The sequence below is a fragment of the Colwellia sp. MT41 genome (assembly GCF_001444365.1).
GTDB lineage: Bacteria > Pseudomonadota > Gammaproteobacteria > Enterobacterales > Alteromonadaceae > Colwellia > Colwellia marinimaniae.
Map to the genome: position 1 here is coordinate 4,225,292 of NZ_CP013145.1, position 22,589 is coordinate 4,247,880.

The window sequence follows — 22,589 nt, forward strand, 5'->3', positions numbered from 1 at the left end:
CCACTATACCCCCTCAATATTTAAGCTAAGATTCCTATTTTTTAGGTTGTAAATTCTAAGTGTTATATTTCTTTTGATAACTAAAAATCCAAATTTATAATTTTGGAGCTTTAAGTTTATTCATCAATAGAAAACAAAACTTGGGTCATGATATTTTCAAACTCCACGCAGTCGTTATTTTCTTCCATTACCTTTCTTAAGTTAGAAAACTTGTTTGATACATTGTAAACCTGAGTACTTGTTGAGCTTCTACTTACTTCTAATACTCCAATTTTAATGAGCATACCTAATACATGAGAGTGATTTTTCATTTTCTTATTTATATTAACTAATAATTTTTCTTTAAATCTACCATTACTCCAAAATAACTTCAGGCACCTTATGACATTTGTTCTTTGTTGCTCTTGTTGACTTTGGTTTTGAACCTCTATCTCTACTAATTTATTTTCGATACCCACAAGCTCACAAGATTTCTGTTCGAAGTTCGAACGATTTAATAGTGTTTTGATTCCCTTTGTAAATAGGGGAGCTATAAAAGTTGAATTGCTAAAATATGTAATATCATTAAACCTACTTGTACCGAAACAATCATAATTTTCCAACCAACAGTTATCTAGTTTATACCCAGAGAAGTCAAAAGTAGGCTTTTGATCTCTCTTTGTATGGAAGTTGATTAAGCATAAATTGTTAATAACATTATCTTCGGACGAGAAAATATCTATTAATAAAGATGTTCGCTCTTTTATATTGTGTGGATTAAATAATGAGATAAGAAATGAAAATAAAGATGATGTTACTTTCCTATTCTTCAAGCAATCATCGTCTTCAATAAGCATATTAATGTACATATAAACGCCATTTTTTATATCTTCATTACTAATTTTAAAAAAACTTAGACGTTGTTTTATTATTTTAACTACATAGCTATCTAGGTTTATAATTTCTGTGATTATTGATTTGGTATTTTCAGAAATGTCTTCTAGGATGTTTTTAATAAATATTTTAGATAAATGAATCCCTTTAAAATACTCTGTAAAAAAGTCATACCTGAAAGTTAATGTTTCACTTTCGGCTGAATATATTAATAATGGGTGTGAAATATAAATGCTAATACTTTTTTCTATATCATGATCACTTGACTGATCGTTAAGTAATTTATTTAAATGAGACTTATGAATGTTGCCTTCATAATGAGTGGCAATAGATGTAAAGATATCAACTTGATCCTCTATTGATGTTTGATCTAGTTTAACTATCTCTCGTTCACAAACCTTTCCAATTAAAAAATCATTAGGTATTGATTTTATTAAAATTTTACTAGAAGGAAAATGTTGGTTTAAATTAGTGGATAAAAGGTTTTCTTTAACCATATCTAAAATATAAGGAATATACTCTTTTGATTTCTCATTTAAAGCAAATGTATTGGCATATCCCATAGCTTTAGAGGTTTTCTTATCATCGTTGCCAAATTGAAATTTAAAATATTCTAAGGCTAATTTTTCCGTAAATGGTTTTAATGTTAGTGTTTTTATATCAAAATCAATTTGAGAACGTTCCCAAAACTCATCTCTACAAGTAAATAAAACTTTAGTATTTGATACGCTATCAGAGTAAACATTAAATATTGCCGATATCAAACTGCTCACATCGAATTTCTCTCCTAATTTTGATATTACCTCATCAATACCATCTATAACAAAAATAAGATTTCCATGATCTATTGATAATTCAAATTGCTCCTTGTTCAATTGTTTAGAAACATTCTCTTTTTCTGCTAATACTCGATAAAAATCAAAAATGTCTTCAATTCTGTCCTGCCTCATCATTTCATTAATTAAATCATGTGAACTGATGAAAAGAATTTTTGCTGTTCCACTTGTATCTTTATAAAGTTTATCTAGAAAATCCTTTGCAACAGTTGTTTTTCCTATGCCGCCTAAACCTTTAATTACAAGTAATGGAGCTTCCTCTTCTTCGAACCATTCATATAGCAAAGTATCAGCATGCTTCTCATCTGAGCTCGTTGTCATAGGACTTATGAAGTCGTTGATAGCAAAACTACCATCATGAAAAATATCGGAATCTAAAGGTTCTCTATAAATTTTGTCATAAGAAAAATCCTCTACTGTATATGCGGAGATAGTAATTTTCTTTTCTTTAAAAATGTTGATAATACGATGAAGATTAAACTTCCCACCTGATTTATTAGCATTATCAGTAATTAAAATAACCTTGTCATTAGGCGTGATATGTTGTTCTGTGACTAAATGAGCAATAGTTTTGTCTTGAGAAGTATTTTTATTAAAATAAAGAATACTTAAAGAGCCTATGTATTCATCTACAAGCTTAAAAAGTTCATATTTAAATTCCTTATTCGCAGAGCAGGTTATTTGTGCTAGAGGCATCGTCTTATTTACGAATGATCGAACTAATTTATCAATACTAATTATTTTATCTGGAAAGTCATTTTTTTTGATTAATTTAACTTGTTCTATGAGCTTTACTGAATCTTCATGATTTGCAATTCCATTTTCAGGTTCACCATCAACTTTATTTTTTCTAATTAATAAATTGCCAATTTTAAATGAAGCGTTACCCTGTAATTCTTTTGTTAATTCTAAGCAGAATGGCGCTTGATTAAATTGAATAACAAGCAATTTTTTTCCTTGAAAATTGATTTCTTCAAGCTTAAAAAAATCTTGAATATCTTCAAGACTATTTTTAACTTCATTAGGTATAGCTTTAAAATTTAATTTTATTTTTTTTGCAATATAAACTTTGAAATCATCTAGTCCAGTAAAAAAAGGAATTACCTTTCCATTTCTATCTTCATTGTAGTTGTTACACTCTTTTGTTTTTTCATCAAAGCCTATAATGAAGTATTTTTTTGTTCCTTTATCTACATAAGTATTAAATAAAGCAGTAAAATCTTTTAAAAATTCACCTATCGCTTTTGGAGTGATTTTATCGGCTGCTTTCCAATACCAATATGATTTAAACTCTAACCACTCCGATTCCTTTTGCTTCAACAATTCGTTGATTAGTAGACTGCTCATTTTGCTATTCAATCCTTTATGTAAGACAAACTTTGATTATTTAAACGTTAACTAAATTAGACTAACACAAATGAATTTAGCCAGCGCTAATTACAGTTATTTTTTCAATGGGTTACAGCTATTATTGTACGTAGAATAAAAGATAAACAGTCATAAAACTTTAGGGGTAAGACTTAATAAATAAAGACTTCAGGACCAGTAACTACTGCATTAGGTCTATTTTAGCTAATCTAGGCTAATTTTATGCTTTCGTCTTGATGGCATTATTTCTTCAAATTCACAATTTAATGCATTAGTGAGTTTGTATAAAGTTTCTAATTTAATATTTACACCACCTCTTTCCATCTTGCCGTAATTTCCTCTTTCAATGCCAACATACGCAGCAAAGCTTTCCTGAGAATAACCTGCAGATTTACGCTTTAAGCGTAACATTTCACCAAATTCTTTAACTAAATCACTCACCAAATTTTCCCTAGAGGCAAAATAATTAGGTTTTCATGTTGAGGGCTTTGGCACCACGCCCTATATTCCCATTATCAATAATTACCAAAGATATACACCGTTAATTTCAACTAAAAACACAACAACATTTCGCTAAATTACTTAGTTATTCTTTATATATAGTCACTTTATTTTGGCTTATAGAGAAACCCTATAAAACTCATGTAGTAAAAATCGATAAACGATTGAAGGTTAAACAACCAATACTTATACCAATAAACAGATTATTATTGATATTATGTGCTACGAAGCGAAACCAATAAAAGATATCTTGCTATGAAAAGATCAAATTACATTACCCGCGCAGGCTGGGACCGTTTAGATAAAGAGTTAAAATTTCTTTGGAAAGATGAACGCCCTAAAGTTACTCGCTCAGTCAGTGAAGCAGCAGCGCAAGGCGATCGCAGTGATAATGCTGAGTATATCTATGGCAAGCGCCGTTTACGTGAGATAGACCGAAGAGTACGTTTTTTAATGAAGCGTACCGAAGACTTAAATATAGTCTATCCAGATCCCCAGCAAGAAGGACGGGTATTTTTTGGTGCTTGGGTGACCTTAGTTACTGAAGATGATATTGAAGTGGTTTATCGTCTGGTTGGCCCGGATGAATGGGACGTTAAACGAGGAGAAATCAGTATCGATTCGCCTATGGCTCGCGCATTATTAGGCAAAGCCATTGACGATGAAGTGGTAGTACAAGCCCCTGAAGGTGAGCGTGTTTTTGATATTATTCAGATTAGCTATAAAGCTACATTATAAAAGCACTATTGTGCTAGCCAGCTAGTAATCAAATTGTATACCTAAACGCAGATTAATGCCGCGCCGCAGCTCATTTCCATTTAAAATAACCTTATCTATGGTAGTGGCAACATCAAGATTAATAAATTTCAGTACGGTAACGCCGGCATTAACATAACCCAAGCCAGTACCGGCTAAATTTCTGCTCATACCTAAACGTGCGCTGGGTAACCACCAACTATCGCCAGCATAGCCTGCCGTTAAGGTAAACCATTGATACTCGTCATGCATAGGGTCATCAATAGGGTTAGCATCTAATTCAACATTTAAGCTCCAATGGCGCTGATCGGTATATATACCGGCTTCAAGCTTCAGCTGACGTTCCATGGTAAATACCTCGTGCTCATTCAACAGGCTGAGAATACTTGCGGAACTAAACCGCCGTCTATCAAGCTCAGGAAAGTCATAGGTGTGTTCGAATAAGCTAGTCAATGCAGCACCCAGCTGATAATGATCAGCTGCCCAAACAATACCTAAATCAAGGTCATAACCATTCTCATAAATAAAGTCAGCATTTTTTATATCGTCAAACAAGCCTTCGGTATCGGTAATATCACCAATACGCGTACCGACATTCGTTAAACCAACACGATAAAAAGTCGGCTTAACCCCCCAGTATAAATCTCCTGCATCACTTGCCAGTGCCTTACGACTATAAGACAAGGAGAACTGTGATACTTTTGCCGCTTTAATCAATAATAGACTGTCATTGTCCACAGACATTTTGAATTTATTATTGGCCGGATTATAAAATAAACTGATACCGCCGGAGAGATCAAGCTCTTGCACTGGGTCATTTTCAGTAAAAGTCGGAATTCTTTGCAACTCACTTCGCGCTTGCTCGACATCAAGGTTAATATCCTCAAAAATCCCTACCGCTTTTGAATTACCTTTAAAAGACATGCCAAACAATAAAGTACCACCTAATAAGTCTTTACTCAGCACAAAGCTGGCATTACTAGTGGCTTCGGCTTTGCCATAGCCCTCAGTAGCAATCAAAGCTAACGCTGCTGCAGTAGTGGCTATTTTGACTTTAATGATATCAAGGCGATCGGCTAACTCAGGAGTATTGGCAAAGAGATCTTGCCAAGTGTAATCTCTGCTTGGGTTTTCTACTGTTGGCGATGATGGTGGTTCAGATGGCTGACTACCATCATCGCCTGCACCGGGTGGATTAAACAAAAAAGATAATTCATCGATTTTGGCAAATAATTCATCGAGATTGCCGTATTCAATGCCGCCACCCAATTCGATAGAGCCCCCCGTCATCACCTGCGGATCTTTTCGGGCAACAATTAAGGCCGCCGCCGCAGGGTTACCGGCATTAGATAATGATTTTTGCGAATAATTAAGGCTAGCACTGCGGGGTTGAATGTCTGCCCAAGCATTGCTACTTAGTGCGGACAGACTGAGTAAAGTAACAACAGCTATGGCATTGTGCTTAGCGGTTAGTTCAAGAAAACGTGTTTTTAATAAGCTTAATGACGGCAAAATATCGACCCTAATTAGTTATTAGTGATAGGTAACAGCTACTATTAATAACCTAGTTTAACATGTTGATAATATTACACCTTCATAAAGCAATAAAACCACCAAATAATGACAACTTTATACAAGCGACTATACTCATGCCACTTGCCGCTAGTGGAATTAGCTAGTTAACGGTTAAACTAGCTTAATATTTACTTAATTAGCCTACTTCTAATTGGAATTTGGCAAACATCGAGTACTGGCGGTGGTTTTTTGTAGAAAAAGGCACTGTCGCGTGTACGGCGTTGTACCAAGCGCTCGGCAAATGCCGTTGATTCAGTATTCTCGACTTCAAGATGTATTTGCTCAGCTTTTGCTACATCACTCATTAACTGCATACTGACTATTTTAGTAAAGTGACCCGGCTCAACTGCATCATCGCCGTCAATAACTGCAGTGCGCTGTATTGCTTGAATATGTTGCATACCATAAACCACGCGACCAAATATGGTCATAATTCGGTCTAAATAACGCGGCGCTTGGCCAATAACAAAGTAAAAATGACTCGAGGCAGAATCCGCAGCATTGTTTCTAGCCATTGCTATAGTACCTGGGCAATGTGTTAACCACGCTGTACCTAGGCTATCATTTTCACCTGCTTGATAAGCCAAAGCAAAACCCTGTTTAAAGCCAGTTTGCGGGGCAAATAAATCGTGTTGCTGTACTGGCGTATAGGTCCATTTACTATCAGTTTGCCATTCCGATTCCATTGCTAATAGCGGTACGGACTTGTCTTTTTTACTACCATCTTTTGGCCCGGCTTGCGCAACAAACCCGTCGATAACACGATAGAACTTGGTACCATCATAAAAACCTTGTTGCGTTAACTTGCTAAATTGCGCGGCATTTTTTGGCGAAAATTGTGGCGCCAATTCGATCACCACTTGGCCATGGGGTAAGGTTAATAACACAGTATTGTTCAGTGACAATTTTCGCCACGAAGAATCATCGGCACCGCAAACACTAATAAAAAATAACGTTGCTAACGTCAGCACAATTTTTAAAGTAACTTTCATGGCACAATCGCATCTATTTTTAAGGAAAGTAAATTAAATGCTATCATAGCCGCCTTTATTTAACCAAATCATTGTGGAGTAGCTCGTGAACAAAAGCCTTATTACCAACCTTATTGCATTAACTTTTACATTAGCGGGCTATGTTAGCGAACAACATCTTCTTTTTACTGTGGGACTTTTTGCTTTATCTGGTGCTATCACTAACTGGCTTGCCGTGCATATGCTCTTTGAAAAAGTACCACTACTATACGGCTCTGGCGTTATTCCTGCGCGTTTTGAAGAATTCAAAGTAGCCATTGGTCAATTAATGATGGAAGAATTTTTTACCGAAGCAAACATCGACCGATTTCTTTCTGACAGTTCAGGTAAAGCCAGCACCATTAACTTAGCCCCCGTTATTGATAAAGTCGACCTTAGTCCGGCATTCAATAGTTTAGTTGAAGTTATTGAACAATCGTCATTTGGACCTATGCTTGACATGGTTGGCGGCAGTGAAGCAATTCAGCCAATGAGAGAACCCTTTATTGCCAAGATGAAACTCGCCATGCAGGAAATCACCCAAAGTGAGCAATTTAATACTCTACTGCGAGAAGAATTAGAACAACCGGATATGATTTCCGGTATACGGGATAAAGTTAGCGATATTATCGAAAAGCGCCTCAGTGAATTAACACCGCTGTTAGTCAAAGAGATCATTCAAAAAATGATCAAAAAACACTTAGGTTGGTTAGTGGTCTGGGGCGGTATATTTGGTGGTGTTATTGGCCTGGTTGCAGCACTTACTAATAGTTTCTAATTATTATTTACCCTGATAGCTATTCAGGGTTTTATTGAACAACTCGATGGCACTTATAAAATAAAGCCAAAATCCGTACAAATTAATCTTAGTTTTGTCACTATATGGCATAGAAATCTCTTTAATTGCGCCCTAACTTTACGTTATGCTTGAGTGATTAAAAATTAGAGAGTTTAGACTCATAAGCGCGATGATGCCTTATTGAGGTAACTCTCCTCTAACATAAGGTAAACTTCTGTCATGTTTGGTAGTTTAAAGGCTTTGCCTGCCGATCCAATTCTTGGATTATTAGCTAAATATAGAAAAGATAACAACCCAAATAAAATCGATTTAGGTGTTGGCGTATACAAAAATGAAGCAGGTCACACTGCCATACTTAATTGTGTAAAAAAAGCCGAACAACATCGCCTAAAGACAGAAGACACCAAGGTTTATATTGGTCCTACTGGTTCAGAGTTATTCAACGATGAAATGGCTAAGCTTATTTTTACCGCTGAGCATAAAGTATTAAACCAAAATCGTGCTCGTACCGTATCTACCCCTGGTGGTACTGGTGCTTTACGTGTTGCTGCTGAATTTATCAAATCTTGTAAAGCCGGCGCTACCATTTGGGTAAGTAATCCAACCTGGGCAAATCACACCGGTTTATTTAAAGCTGCGGGTTTAACCGTTAAAACGTATCCTTATTACGATTATGAAAACAAAAGCTTAGACTTTGATGGCATGTTAAATGCGCTTAAAGAAGTTAGCAGTGATGATGTGGTGTTATTACACGCTTGTTGTCATAACCCAAGTGGTATGGATTTAAACAAAGAACAATGGCAACAAGTTGCTGAAGTCGCTAAAAATGTTGGTTTCATGCCGTTAATTGATATGGCTTACCAAGGTTTTGGCGCTGGTTTAGACGAAGATGCTTACGGTTTACGTTTAATGGCTGACACGGTTAAAGAAATGATCGTCTGTAGTTCATGCTCGAAAAACTTCGGTCTATACCGAGACCGTATTGGTGCTTGTACCATCATAGGTGAATCCAGCACAGCGGTTGATATCGCTAAGTCGGTCTTACTTTATGTGATACGTGTTATTTATTCTATGCCACCAGCACATGGTGCGGCTATTGTAGAAACTATCCTAAGTTCAGATGAACTACGTAATGAATGGTATGGCGAATTAAAAGAAATGCGTGATCGCATTAATGGCAACCGCAAATTAATCGTTGATAAGCTTGTAGAAAATGGCGTAACTCGCGACTTTAGCTTTATTCAACGTCAAAGTGGTATGTTCTCTTTCTTAGGTATTACCCCTGAGCAAGTGCAACAGCTACAAGATGAATACAGCATTTATATGGTCGGTTCTAGCCGTATGAGTATCGCTGGTATTGCCAATAGTAATGTTGATTACTTAGCAAAATCTATTGCTAAAATATTGTAAAAAGCGCGAACAAGTTCCCGCCTACTAGCAATAACGCTAGGCGGCTTATTTTTAAGAAAAGTAATCGCGCAAATACAAAAATTAATATTGCTTACCGTCAGACAGGCTGAGCTTTTTTTATTCTAATAGAGTAAAATAATGCCCAGCCTTTTTTATTGGCAAAAATTTATAACTAAACGGAGTAATTAATTACTCAATTTAGTACTACTCATCTGTGATGCAAGTTTGTTTTAAAGGAAAGCCCTGTGATTGTTCCCGGTAATTTATTTATTCTTTCTGCACCAAGTGGTGCCGGAAAATCAAGCCTTATTAAGGCTTTACTAAAGCAAGATAAGCAAACATCAGCCAGAGCTATGCAGGTATCAGTTTCTCATACCACGCGAGATGCTCGTCCTGGTGAAAATAATGGCGAACATTATCATTTTGTTAGTGTTACCGAGTTTAAAAAACAAATAAATAACCATGCCTTTTATGAGTATGCGGAAGTATTTGGTAACTATTACGGTACGTCTGCTGCCGCTATCGATGCACAACTTGCCCAAGGTATTGATGTATTTCTTGATATTGATTGGCAAGGCGCTCAACAAGTTCGCATGAAAAAACCGAACGTAACCACTATTTTTATTAGCCCGCCTTCAAAAGAAGAGCTAGAAAGTCGCTTACGAGCTCGCGGCCAAGACAGTGATGAAGTAATAGCCAGCCGTATGGCGCAATCGCAAGCAGAATGCTCTCATTATCATGAATTTGATTACATTATCGTTAATGACAACTTCGACCAAGCCTTGCTTGATCTAACTACTGTGGTAAATAATCAACGGCTAAAATGCCGCCAGCAAAGCATTGCCCAACAAGAATTATTTAGCACGCTATTAAATAATGAAGCAACAAAAACTGCTAAATAAGTACTATAATAAGATATGCCCTTGGTTGTGTGGCGATAATACCAATGCTATTAATTTCCATTGAGTGGGATATAACTTAATAGACATGGTATTGCTTGCTTAATTAGTGAGTGGGCAGTAGACTACGCAGCTATTTTGTAAGTTGTTTATTAGTTGGAGTGACCGGATGGCTCGCATAACTGTTGAAGAGGCCGTAGAGAAAATCGGTAATCGTTTTGATTTGGTGCTAGTTGCATCACGTCGTGCTCGTCAAATCGCAACGGGCGGAAAAGAACCATTGGTTGACGTCGAAAACGACAAACCAACGGTAATTGCTTTGCGTGAAATCGAAGCAGGCTTAATTACTACCGAAATTATGGATGCTTCTGATCGTCAACAGCAAATCCAGCGAGATACAGCTGAATTAGATGCTGTTGCCGCGATTGTTGGTGGTCAACAAGACGAATTAAGCTAGAGTTGATGCCTTCTATCTAGAGAAGGCTTTAGTTTTAAGCACTTAAAACGCGTACCTTATTCTGCTTTATCTCAGAAAATAGGCTACGCGTTTTTTATTCGCTCAGCTTTAAATAGCAGTTTAACTAAGTTACTGGCCACTGGTGCTGGTTAAAATACGCCAAGGCGACGTTGCTCTCAATGCCAATAGCCAGCTATTGGTCAATAGTACACCTTGCCCTGATTTATTTTCCCTGCCGACAACAAGATCATAAACTTAATGAACTGGTATGATTTTCCTTGTAAATAGAGCGTATTGCCGCGTATTCTATCTAAACTCAAGAAACTTCAACTATGCAGTTCGAGGTAACATGAGTATATACTAGGGTAGATACTCGAACTCCCCCTTTTTCCCCCTTAATTTGGAGTATTAGGTGTACCTATTTGAACCATTAAAAGAACTTACCTCGACCTACCTATCAAAAGTACAAGTTGATCTGCTTAAACACGCCTATGTCGTAGCACGTGATGCCCATGATGGCCAAATGCGCTCAAGTGGTGATCCTTATATTACTCATCCAGTTGCCGTAGCGATTAATTTAGCCCAAATGCATTTAGACCATGAAACCCTCATGGCGGCTTTATTACACGATGTTATTGAAGATACCGACGTTACCAAGGATGAATTAGCGGAACTTTTCGGTCATACCGTAGCAGAACTCGTTGAAGGCGTAAGTAAACTCGATAAATTAAAGTTTACTAACCAAGAAGAGAGGCAAGCGGAAAACTTCCGTAAAATGGTACTTGCCATGGTGCAAGACATTCGTGTTATTTTAATTAAACTTGCCGACCGTACCCATAATATGCGCACCCTTGGTTCTTTACGACCTGATAAACGACGTCGTATTGCCCGCGAAACCTTAGAGATTTATGCCCCCATAGCGAACCGTTTAGGTATTCATGATATAAAAAACGAATTAGAGCTATTAGGCTTTGAAGCGCTTTACCCTATGCGGTCACGTGCTTTAAAATCAGCGGTAAAAAGCGCCCGTGGTAATCGTAAAGCTATTATTGATAATATTGAAAAAGAAATTTCGGCTCGTTTAAAGGAAAGCGGTATTGAGGCACAGGTTATCGGTAGAGAAAAGCACCTGTATTCGATTTATAAGAAGATGCTTAATAAGGAATTAATGTTCAATGAAGTCATGGATATCTATGCTTTTCGCGTTATCGTTACTGAGAAAATTGACAACTGCTACCGCGCCTTAGGTGCCGTGCATAATCTCTTCAAACCCATTGAATCACGGTTTAAAGATTACATCGCTATCCCTAAAACTAACGGTTACCAATCACTGCATACATCATTAATTGGCCCCCATGGCATTCCGGTAGAAATTCAAATTCGTACCCAAGATATGGATCAAATGGCGGATAAAGGTATTGCCGCTCACTGGCTCTACAAGCAAGACGGTAAAAACACTGGCACAACGGCACAAATGAAAGCGCGTCGTTGGATGCAAAGTTTACTTGAGCTACAACAAAGCGCAGGTAGCTCTTTTGAGTTTATTGAAAACGTTAAATCAGACTTATTTCCAGAAGAAATTTATGTCTTTACCCCTAATGGCCGAATTATTGAGTTGCCCATGGGCGCCACCGCTATAGATTTTGCTTATGCAGTGCACACCGATGTCGGCAACTCTTGTGTTGGTGTGAAGGTCGACCGAAAACCTTATCCAATGAGCCAACCGATAGATTCAGGACAAACCATAGAAGTAATTACCTCTACGGCAGCCCGACCGAATGCGACCTGGCTAAACTTTGTTGTCACCTCCAAAGCACGTTTACAAATCAGAACTTACTTAAGAAGTTGCGAAAAAGACGAATCCCATGCTTTAGGCCTGCGTTTATTAAGTCATGCCCTGGGTGAAACAAAACTTGAAGATTTAGCGAAAGAAAAAATTGATGAAGTAGTACAACAAAGTGGTAATGCTAATTTTGATGATTTACTGACCAATATTGGTTTGGGTAATGCGCTGAGTATAGGTATTGCCCGACAGCTAACCGATGGTTTTACCGAAGAGACCGAGCTAGACCCGAACAGCACTAAAGCTAAAATGCCGATAAGAGGCACCGAAGGCATGTTAGTAAATTACGGTAAATGTTGTCGCCCTATCCCAGGTGATGCAATTTTAGCTTACTTAAGTCCAGGTAAAGGCTTAATGGTCCACCAGCAAGGTTGCCGCAATATCAAAGGTCATGACCAAGTTAGCTTGTTCCCAGTAAGATGGGACAATGATATTGATAAAGAATTTATTGCTAAGCTACGAGTGGAAATCGTCAATCATCAAGGTGCGCTGGCATTACTAACCAATGTTATCGCTCGATGCAACTCCAATGTCCATAGCTTAAACTCAGGTGAAAAAGAAGCGGGTTTATACGTAATCGATATGGAAATCACCTGCCGCGATCGTATTCACTTAGCTGATATTATTCGCAAGATTAAAGTAATGATTGATGTACAACGTGTCATCCGCAATAAATAATAACAGTGCTTTGCCCATTAATGACGGCAAGGCCTAAGACCATTTTGTCTAATTTAGTACTCAATGATGACACGGAAAAATTAGCAAATTGAGCGATAAACTCCAGCAGTTAACAACAGGAAGTATTATGAAAAGTATTATCAGTACAGACAAAGCTCCAAGTGCCATTGGTACATACAGCCAAGCGGTAAAAGTAAATAATACTGTTTATTTATCAGGACAAATTCCTCTTATTGCCGAAACCATGGCAGTGGTTGAAGGTGGTTTTACTGAACAAGCTGAACAAGTATTTAAAAACCTAGTCGCTGTCTGTGAAGCGGCGGGTGGTGAAATTAACAATATGGTAAAAGTAAATATCTACCTTACGGACCTAAGTAACTTTGCCACGGTAAATGATATTATGAGCCGTTACTTTACTCAGCCTTATCCAGCAAGAGCTGCGGTACAAGTGTCTAGATTGCCTAAAGATGTTGAAATAGAAATTGACGGTATAATGGAACTGCCTAGCGTTAATTAATATATGTGTCATGCCTGATATTTATTCGGCATTGTCTGCGCTGTTCGTTCAAGTCACTGTGCTTATTCTTTTATAGAAAAGCATAAGCTCCATGAACTCACAGCGTGACGGCTTTGCCTAAATTTCATTCATTTAACATATTGGCTATGTTTACGCGTATTGCTTGTTCGTGCAGCAACACTTAAAACTAACAGATTAGACTTTTTACCTTTACAGAATAAACCACAATGACTCCAGAAAGATTAAAACGTATTAACGCCATGTTAGACCAACGCCAGCCAGATTTAACCATTTGCATGGAAGGTCTGCATAAAAGCCATAATTTAGCCGCGGTTGTACGTACTTGTGATGCCATTGGTGTTAGTGATGTTCATGCTGTATGGAAAAGTGATGCCGCTGAAGTACGTGGTGGCAGTGCTGCCGGCAGTCAGAACTGGATTGACGTGCATAACTATCAAAAAACAGCTGATGCCATTGCCGCATTAAAAGCACAGGGCATGCAGATATTGGTGACAAATTTGTCTGCTACTGCAGTTAATTTTACCGAAATTGATTATACCAAACCAACCGCTATTATTTTAGGGCAAGAAAAATTTGGCGCCTCTGATGTAGCCCTAGAGCTTGCCGATCAACATATTGTCATTCCTATGGTTGGCATGGTGCAATCATTAAATGTTTCAGTGGCTTGTTCCGTTGTTTTATACGAAGCACAACGCCAGCGTCAATTAGCCGGTATGTATAATAAACCTCGCTTAAGCCATGAACGTCGTCAGCGTACTTTATTTGAAGGTGGTCATCCGATTTTTGCCGATGCCTGTCAGCGTAAGGGCTTACCTTACCCTGAAATTGATGAGGATGGTCAAATTGTTGCTAATGAAGTCTGGTGGCAAAAAATGCAAATGAATAAAAGTGCTTGGCAACACATTGATGACTAGGTATTAACAATGGCAGAAGAAGCGTTAAGCCTATTATCACAAGTTCCTCTGAGTACACTCAAAGGTGTCGGGCCTAGTTTAGCGGAAAAATTAGCAAAAATTGGCTTGCTGTCAGTACAAGATATGCTCTTCCATCTACCGATGCGTTATGAAGATAAAACCCGTGTCACCACAGTACGCAATTTATTAGTGGGTACCTCAACCAATATTATTGGTGAAATTACCGACAACCAAATAACTCATGGTAAACGCCGCATGCTGGTGGTTACTCTCCATGATGGCACCGGCAGCATACAATTGTGTTTTTTCAGCTTCTCTGCCAGCCAAAAAAACAGCTTAGCCATAGGTAAAACTATTCGTTGTTACGGTGAAGTAAAACGCGGTCCGCGTGGCTATCAAATTGTCCATCCTGAATATAAAAGCCTTGATGACGACAGAGCATTAACCTCCGCTGAAGAAACCTTAACACCGATTTACCCTAGTACCGATGGTCTAAGGCAAATATCGTTACGCAATCTAACCGAGCAAGCCTTACTGCGATTACAGCGCGGCCAGGTAGAAGAGTTACTGCCCAGCAATCTTTTTAATGAACAATACTCTCTCGGTGAAGCCTTAGCGATTATTCATCGTCCGCCACCAGACGTTTCTATTGAGCAATTAGAGCAAGGCCGCCACCCAGCACAGCAACGTTTAATTAAAGAAGAGTTACTGGCTCACAACTTAAGCATGCTTAAGATCAGACAAAATAGTGATAGCCATGATGCAATACCTTTATTGGGTGATGAGCAAGTAAATCAAAAATTCCTCAACGCTTTACCGTTTACGCCAACCAAGGCGCAAACACGTGTGGTAGCTGAAATAAAAGCTGACCTAGCTAAAAGTCAGCCAATGATGCGTTTGGTACAAGGCGATGTCGGCTCAGGAAAAACCCTAGTTGCTGCCCTTGCCGCATTAACCGCCATTAGTGAGGGCTATCAAGTTGCCTTGATGGCACCCACTGAAATTCTTGCCGAACAACACGCTATTAATTTCACCAACTGGTTTACCCCGCTAGATATCAGTGTCGGTTGGCTGGTAGGGAAAACTAAAGTAAAAGCAAAAAGACTGGCGCTCGAGCAGATTGCAAGTGGTGCCATGCAAATGATTATTGGCACACACGCACTATTTCAAGCCGATGTGGTCTTTAAAAACCTGGTACTGGTTATTATTGATGAACAACATAAATTTGGTGTTCATCAACGTCTAACGTTGCGTGAAAAAGGCGTTTTTGATAATAAATACCCACATCAACTGATCATGACAGCCACTCCTATTCCCCGCACTTTATCGATGACAGCTTATGCGGATTTAGATGCCTCAATTATTGATGAATTACCTCCAGGTCGCACCCCGATAAATACCGTGGCATTACCTGATTCACGCCGCGCCGATGTGATTGAACGTATCCGCCAAGGCTGTGTGAATGATGGTAGACAAGCGTATTGGGTATGTACTTTAATCGAAGAATCTGAAGTATTACAGTGCCAAGCCGCCGAAGCAACTGCGCTTTTATTAACGGCTCAACTACCAGAATTAAAAATTGGCTTAGTGCATGGCCGCATGAAATCTGCTGAAAAAAAACAAGTTATGGATGCCTTTAAAGCAGGTGATCTACACCTACTTATTGCCACCACAGTCATTGAAGTTGGCGTTGATGTACCTAACTCCAGTTTAATGGTCATTGAGAACCCAGAGCGTTTAGGCTTAGCGCAATTGCACCAGTTACGTGGCCGTGTTGGTCGTGGCTCGGTCGCCTCTTTTTGTGTGTTGATGTATAAAGCACCACTATCAAAAACCGCCGTCAAACGCTTAAAAGTATTACGTGAAAGTAATGATGGTTTTGTTATCGCCGAAAAAGATCTGGAAATCCGTGGTCCGGGTGAGTTATTAGGCACCAAACAGACCGGTCTAGCCGATCTTAAAATTGCCGATCTAGTACGTGATGGTTACCTCATACCTGAAATACAGCAAAAAGCGTATTTATTATCACGCCAACAACCTGAATGTGCGCAAGCATTAATTCAGCGCTGGTTAGGCAATAAAGAACGTTACTCAAATGCTTAGCGAACGACTGAAATAAATAACCCTATCGACCCGCCTCTTACTGATAACAGTAAATCAGTAAACAATGGCTTTAAGCAAAAGACACTAGTATTAAGAAAATAGATGAATTACGATAAATAACAATGGAGTAGATAAATAGAACTGTTGGTAAAATATGTCATTCAAACCATTGCTACAAAATAACCTTGCTGGCTAAGTAAAAAAACAATAATAAAGCACCGCTAATTGAGTGCTATTAATAATAGAGTTTGCCATCATTATGAAATTAACCCGTCAGCACTTTATCCTTCTAGGGCCAGCGCTGGCTTTTGGCTGTTACTTATTGCTTAGCCACTTTGGTTTAGCCGAGCAACCTGCCATAGCCTCAGCCATTACCCTACTGACAGTAATATGGTGGGTCACCGAAGCCATTCCTATCCCTGCCACATCACTGGTGCCATTTGCACTGCTGCCAATGTTCGGAATACTTGATCACAAAACCGTGGCTTCCTCATTAGGAAGCCATGTCATCTTATTATTGATGGGCGCCTTTATGCTGTCAAAAGCATTAGAGAAAAGTGGCGCGCATGAAAGGTTAGCTGTTTACATGGTTCGGCTTGTAGGTGTCTCTAGCGGTAGACGATTAGTGCTAGGCTTTATGCTGGCTGCTGGTTTCTTGAGTATGTGGATATCAAACACTGCTACTACTTTAATCATGTTACCTATGGCGTTAGCAATACTAAGCCATGTAGATAATAAAAAGTTAAAGGTGGCTCTGATCTTAGGTATCGCTTATGCGGCTAGTGTTGGTGGACTAGGTACTTTGATTGGCACTCCTCCTAACATAATCTTCGCGGCTATCTATGAAGAGAACACCGGTAAAGAGTTTGGCTTCCTTGCCTGGATGAAAATCGGTGTTCCTGTGGTGCTTATATCATTGCCGATAATGGCGCTATGGTTAACACGTAACGTTAAACTTGAGCATGAGATACACTTACCTGAGTTGGGTAAATGGAGAGCTGAAGAAAAGCGTACCTTATGGGTATTTGGTTTAACGGCTCTAGCTTGGATAACTAGAGGTGAACCCTTTGGTGGCTGGAGTTCATTGCTGGAGATAAAGATTGCCGGTGATAGCACAGTAGCGCTGTTGGCCGTAGTTATTATGTTTGTCGTACCTAATGGCAAAGGCGGTAGATTACTTGATTGGAAAACGGCTAATTCAATCCCGTGGGGCATGTTGTTATTGTTTGCCGGTGGTATTGCAATCGCTAAAGGTTTTACTGCTTCGGGTCTTAGTACCATTCTTGGCGAGTGGTTAACGTCACTATCTAGCCTACCGCCAATGCTAATGATATTGACTATTTGTTTGGTGGTTACCTACTTGACTGAAATAACCAGTAATACGGCAACGGCAACGTTACTAATGCCTATATTAGCTGCTGCAGCTATATCATCCGGAATAAACCCTGAGGTACTTATGATACCCGCAGCGATGGCTGCTAGTTGTGCCTTCATGCTGCCTGTGGCGACAGCTCCTAATGCTATTGCCTATGGTACAGGAGAGATTGAGATTGAAGATATGGTTAAAGAAGGATTCTTCTTAAGTATTATCGTCTCAAGTATTGTAGCTATGGTTTGTTATGCATTTCTTATTTAAAAAGAAGTGATAAACAGCTACAGTAGCAGTAGCTCACCTCAGTAATGGGCCTTTCCTAATGTACTTATTTTTCTCAGCGAGACAAAAACAAAGCCTCTTATCTATAAAAGCTAAGAGGCATACGTTTGCCTTAGCTTTACTTTTTAGTACTCGGCAAAGTATCACTTTAACGCTTACCGTCATTATTTGCTTTAGCTTCAGCCAAGTCGTATCAGCTAAAATTCAAGACGACATTCAAAACGAACAGTTAACGGTTACTTATTTCACCCATGGATTACAGCATACCATCCAAGGGAAAAAAACAGCTAAAGGCTATCGATTTAATGGCAGTTCTAACAAGATAATCAATCTAGCCACCTTAAATTGGCCACCTTATATCAGCGAAGAGCTCTGCAATAAAGGCTGGGTTTTCCAATTTACCGTGGCAATACTTGTCAGTAAAGGTTATCAAGTAAATATCCACTTTTATCCTTGGGCAAGGTCAGTAATGTTGGTTGAAAAGGGCCAGATGGACATACTCTTCCCAGAGTACTTTATTGAAAGTTCAGCCCCTTCAGATATTGTGCTCGGTAAAAAGCGTAGAGAACTGCTGGTACTTTCAAATAAGTTTTCCGGTGGCGAGTTATCCTTACTGAAAAGACCAGATTACTCGTTCGACTTACAAGAAAATTTAGGTAATTTAACAGGTAAAATAATTGGCGTGGTGCGCGGCTATCAAAATACCCCTGAGTTTGATGCCGTGATGGATTCAAAGCAATTTTCCATTGTTGAAGCGGTAGATGAATTACAATTAGTAAAACTACTGGTCGCTAAACGAGTTGACTTAATCATTGGCGATCCTAAGGTGTTTACCTATAGTATCAATTACTCCAGTTTATCAAATCGTAACAAACAAGCACTACTCAATGGCATTGAAATAGTTCAGCCGGCGCTAAAATACAACCATTTGTATTTTGCCATCAGCCATAGTTATCCACAATGGTCGCAATTACTTGCTGACGTTAATTTAGCGCTACTTGAGTTTCAACAAAGTGGTGAAAGCGATAGATTTATCAAGGTCGGCAGTGGCTGTACCTTAGATTTATAAACGGATTTTAATACCCGCAATAAAAAGGCAGTAAGCTATTCCATGTGGAATAACTAACTGCCTGATTTTTGATAAGTTATAGTTTTCTAGGTTGAAAATAACTTAACTTAATATACTCTAATGGGCTTCATCCCAGTTATCACCTATGCCCGCTTCGGCAATTAATGGCACGTTTAACACCACCGCATTATTCATTAATTCAACCAGTTTTTTCGTGGTCTGTTCAACAATATCTTGATGAATTTCAAAAATCAATTCATCGTGCACCTGCATGGTCATTTTAATACGGTCATCATTTTGCTCTAGTAACCAAGCATCTACGGCTAACATCGCCTTTTTAATGATATCAGCAGCTGTGCCTTGCATTGGTGCATTGATGGCAGCACGCTCGGCGGCTTTTTTACGTATGCCATTTTTAGCATTTATGTCCGGTAAATATAAACGACGGCCATACAAGGTTTCCACATAACCCTGTTCACTCGCTTTTTTGCGCGTCTCTGCCATATACATTAATACACCAGGGTAGCGTTGGAAATACTTATCTTGATACTCTTGTGCTTGCTGACGGCCAATATTCAATTGCTTGGCTAAACCAAAGGCTGACATACCATAAATCAAACCAAAGTTAATGGCTTTGGCACTGCGACGTTGATCGATAGTGACTTCATCAAGTTCGACCGCAAAAATTTCTGCGGCTGTCGCCCGATGAATATCTTTACCTTCGCTAAAAGCGGTTACTAAGCCTTCATCGGCGGACAAATGCGCCATGATGCGTAATTCAATTTGCGAGTAATCTATCGCGACTATTTTGTGATCTTTTGGCGCAATAAAGGCTTGACGAATTTTGCGACCTTGCTCACTACGAATTGGAATATTTTGTAAATTTGGATCGGTTGAAGATAAACGTCCCGTCGCCGTAACCGCTTGATGATACGAAGTATGCAAACGCCCAGTTTTATCACTAACCATTAACGGTAATTTGTCGGTATAGGTCGACTTTAATTTACTTAGTCCCCTATTCTCGATAATAACTTTAGGTAATGGATAATCAAGTGCTAGCTCTTGCAAGACATCTTCTGCGGTAGATGGTGCACCTTTTGGCGTTTTTTTGATGACCGGAATTTTTAACTCTTCAAAAAGAATTTGTTGTAATTGCTTCGGCGATGCCAAGTTAAAACTCTTACCTGCTAAATTGTGTGCTTCAATTTCCAGCTCATCTAAGCGCTGCCCTAAGATCAGGCTTTGCTCCGCTAAGATATCACTATCAATTAATACCCCAGTTTGTTCCATACGGGCCAGTACGGGTAATAGTGGCATTTCTATGTCATTAAAAACACTGAGCAGCGCAGGTGATTGCGCTAGTGCTGGAAAAATAGCCTTATGTAACCGCAAAGTGATATCGGCATCTTCGGCAGCATAGTGACCGGCTTTTTCCACATCAATTTGATTGAAAGTAAGCTGTTTAGCACCTTTACCCGCAATATCTTCAAATTTCACCATTTTATAATCGAGATATTTCAGTGCCAGCGCATCCATATTATGACGCGTAGCAACACTGTTGTAGCAGTAAGATTCAATCATGGTATCAAATTCAATACCCTGCAACGTAATATCATAATGACTTAGTACATTGGCATCATATTTAAGGTTTTGACCGATTTTTTTAATCTTGGTACTTTCTAATAGCGGCTTTAATTGCGCTAATACCCAATCTATATCAAGTTGTTCCGGTGCATCAGTATAATCATGAGTCAATGGCACATAAGCGGCCTTGCCCACTTCAATGGCAAATGATAGCCCGACTAATTCGGCTTTCATATAATCAACACTGGTGGTTTCAGTATCAAAGGCAAAAGCATCACACCCTTGTAGTTTATTAAGCCACTCGGTAAATAAGGTTTTATCTAAGATGATATCGTATTGGCTTTCGGCCACGGCCTCGGCATGGATTTCAATAACCTGTTCACCGGCAGAGCTAGACGTTTTACCGGCTTTAGTCGTGGTACTGCCAGTGCTATCACCTTTACCTAAACCCGCTAATAAACGCTTTAATTCGAATTTTTGATAAAGCTTAGTTAGCGCCTCAATATCGGGTTCATTGGCAGCTAATTGTGCTGCGGTTTGTGCTAATTCAACATCACATTTAATAGTCGCTAATTTATATGACAAAGGTAGCTGTTCTAACGCATCACGTAGATTTTCGCCTATTTTTCCTTTCACTTTATCCGCATTAGCGATAACTTCAGCCATGGTGCCATGCTCTGCCAACCATTTAACCGCCGTTTTTGGACCACATTTTACCACGCCGGGAATGTTATCCACTTTATCGCCCATCAAGGCGAGGTAATCAATTATTTGATCAGGACGCACACCAAACTTTTCCATCACACCCGCTTCATCCATTTCTACATCAGTCATGGTATTAATTAAACGCACATGCTTAGTAACTAGCTGTGCCATATCTTTATCACCCGTAGAAATGACGGTTTCGATACCTAGTTCATCGGCTTGTTTAGCCAAGGTGCCAATAACATCATCGGCTTCAACGCCAGGAATGACCAATAAAGGCAGACCCATAGCGGTAATAATCTCATGTAAAGGCGCGATTTGACTGCGTAAATCATCCGGCATGGGTGGACGATTGGCTTTGTATTCTGGGTACATGTCATTGCGGAAAGTTTTACCTTTAGCATCAAAAATAGCGATGATATTGCCATTGGGATAGTCTTTTTTCAAACTACCTAACATATTTAATACACCGGTTATGGCACCTGTTGGTTGGCCATCTGCGGTTGAAAGTGCTTGTAAATAGGGCACGTGATAGGCTCGAAATAAATACGAAGAACCATCGACTAATATCAGGGGTGATTGCATGTTATTAGCATCAGGTGAGGTTGCAGGAGTTGTCATAAAAAATACGCGAAGTGACTAAAATAAGCTAAAGGTGGCTAAGCATGCCACAAAGCATAATACCAAGTCCATTAAGTTTGTTCACATTCAGCGAGAGTTAAAAGGCTTAGAGGCAAGGCATTGATTGAAGATAATGGTTATTCCCTTGTTAAAATCAATAACGCTGCATGTAAGCCTTTTAAACTCGCCCTTTGGGAGTTTGTCAGCAATTAGATAACTGCACAGAATTTCCTTAATATAGAATGACTATATACAAAAAAATTCTATTTGTTCTCAAACCGCTGACAAGCTCTGAATGGGAAGAAACTTAATGGAATTGGTATACGTTGGCTCCACTTTATCGCTAGGCTTTATTGTTTACTTTAAGGATCCTCTTGTGGATAACCTTGTGATCAA

Annotated in this window: 16 protein-coding genes; 11 read left to right on the top strand and 5 right to left on the bottom strand. The window is 38.9% G+C overall.

What is annotated here, in order from left to right; translation table 11 throughout:
• Positions 1-116 precede the first annotated feature (116 nt).
• The gene (locus CMT41_RS17925; RefSeq protein WP_058028041.1) at positions 117-3,056 is read right to left on the bottom strand and encodes an NACHT domain-containing protein; all 2,940 of its coding nucleotides are present in this window, start codon (positions 3,054-3,056) and stop codon (positions 117-119) included.
• 225 nt (positions 3,057-3,281) lie between these two features.
• Positions 3,282-3,518, bottom strand: a complete 237-nt coding sequence (locus tag CMT41_RS17930) for a helix-turn-helix domain-containing protein (RefSeq protein ID WP_058028042.1) — start codon at positions 3,516-3,518, stop codon at positions 3,282-3,284.
• Positions 3,519-3,833: 315 nt separating this feature from the next.
• Here CMT41_RS17930 and greB point away from each other — a divergent pair, with 315 nt between their 5' ends.
• A complete protein-coding gene (gene greB / locus CMT41_RS17935) occupies positions 3,834-4,316 on the top strand; it encodes a transcription elongation factor GreB (protein ID WP_058028043.1) in 483 nt (160 codons plus the stop codon).
• A 21-nt stretch (positions 4,317-4,337) separates the two neighbouring features.
• Here greB and traF read toward each other — a convergent pair whose 3' ends face one another.
• Positions 4,338-5,846 carry a conjugal transfer protein TraF gene (gene traF / locus CMT41_RS17940; protein ID WP_058028044.1) on the bottom strand — a complete coding sequence of 503 codons (1,509 nt, stop codon included), beginning with the start codon at positions 5,844-5,846 and terminating at the stop codon, positions 4,338-4,340.
• Positions 5,847-6,037: 191 nt separating this feature from the next.
• Positions 6,038-6,901, bottom strand: coding sequence for a peptidylprolyl isomerase (locus CMT41_RS17945; protein ID WP_058028045.1), 864 nt, complete (start codon positions 6,899-6,901; stop codon positions 6,038-6,040).
• A gap of 85 nt (positions 6,902-6,986) precedes the next feature.
• On the opposite strand from CMT41_RS17945, the gene CMT41_RS17950 reads away from it, so the two are divergent.
• From CMT41_RS17950 to CMT41_RS17995, 10 genes are all read left to right on the top strand, one after another.
• Positions 6,987-7,697 carry a DUF445 family protein gene (locus CMT41_RS17950; RefSeq protein WP_057183381.1) on the top strand — a complete coding sequence of 237 codons (711 nt, stop codon included), beginning with the start codon at positions 6,987-6,989 and terminating at the stop codon, positions 7,695-7,697.
• Between the two features lie 240 nt (positions 7,698-7,937).
• Positions 7,938-9,128, top strand: coding sequence for an amino acid aminotransferase (locus tag CMT41_RS17955; RefSeq protein WP_057183383.1), 1,191 nt, complete (start codon positions 7,938-7,940; stop codon positions 9,126-9,128).
• A 245-nt stretch (positions 9,129-9,373) separates the two neighbouring features.
• The gene (gene gmk, locus CMT41_RS17960; protein WP_083494328.1) at positions 9,374-10,030 is read left to right on the top strand and encodes a guanylate kinase; all 657 of its coding nucleotides are present in this window, start codon (positions 9,374-9,376) and stop codon (positions 10,028-10,030) included.
• A 166-nt stretch (positions 10,031-10,196) separates the two neighbouring features.
• A complete protein-coding gene (gene rpoZ, locus CMT41_RS17965; protein WP_057183385.1) occupies positions 10,197-10,484 on the top strand; it encodes a DNA-directed RNA polymerase subunit omega in 288 nt (95 codons plus the stop codon).
• Positions 10,485-10,896: 412 nt separating this feature from the next.
• A complete protein-coding gene (spoT, locus tag CMT41_RS17970; protein WP_057183387.1) occupies positions 10,897-13,005 on the top strand; it encodes a bifunctional GTP diphosphokinase/guanosine-3',5'-bis pyrophosphate 3'-pyrophosphohydrolase in 2,109 nt (702 codons plus the stop codon).
• A 124-nt stretch (positions 13,006-13,129) separates the two neighbouring features.
• The gene (locus tag CMT41_RS17975; protein ID WP_197410313.1) at positions 13,130-13,522 is read left to right on the top strand and encodes a RidA family protein; all 393 of its coding nucleotides are present in this window, start codon (positions 13,130-13,132) and stop codon (positions 13,520-13,522) included.
• Between the two features lie 227 nt (positions 13,523-13,749).
• Positions 13,750-14,457, top strand: a complete 708-nt coding sequence (gene trmH, locus CMT41_RS17980; protein ID WP_057183391.1) for a tRNA (guanosine(18)-2'-O)-methyltransferase TrmH — start codon at positions 13,750-13,752, stop codon at positions 14,455-14,457.
• A 9-nt stretch (positions 14,458-14,466) separates the two neighbouring features.
• Positions 14,467-16,560, top strand: coding sequence for an ATP-dependent DNA helicase RecG (gene recG, locus CMT41_RS17985; protein ID WP_058028046.1), 2,094 nt, complete (start codon positions 14,467-14,469; stop codon positions 16,558-16,560).
• A 259-nt stretch (positions 16,561-16,819) separates the two neighbouring features.
• Positions 16,820-18,196 carry an SLC13 family permease gene (locus CMT41_RS17990; RefSeq protein ID WP_058028047.1) on the top strand — a complete coding sequence of 459 codons (1,377 nt, stop codon included), beginning with the start codon at positions 16,820-16,822 and terminating at the stop codon, positions 18,194-18,196.
• 58 nt (positions 18,197-18,254) lie between these two features.
• Complete coding sequence (locus tag CMT41_RS17995; protein ID WP_082606613.1) at positions 18,255-19,283, top strand: substrate-binding periplasmic protein; 1,029 nt, start codon at positions 18,255-18,257, stop codon at positions 19,281-19,283.
• A 117-nt stretch (positions 19,284-19,400) separates the two neighbouring features.
• Here the strand turns inward: CMT41_RS17995 and polA are convergent, their stop codons facing one another.
• Positions 19,401-22,193: a DNA polymerase I gene (polA, locus tag CMT41_RS18000; protein WP_083494329.1), complete on the bottom strand. Its 2,793-nt coding sequence runs from the start codon at positions 22,191-22,193 to the stop codon at positions 19,401-19,403.
• Between the last annotated feature and the right edge of the window lie 396 nt (positions 22,194-22,589).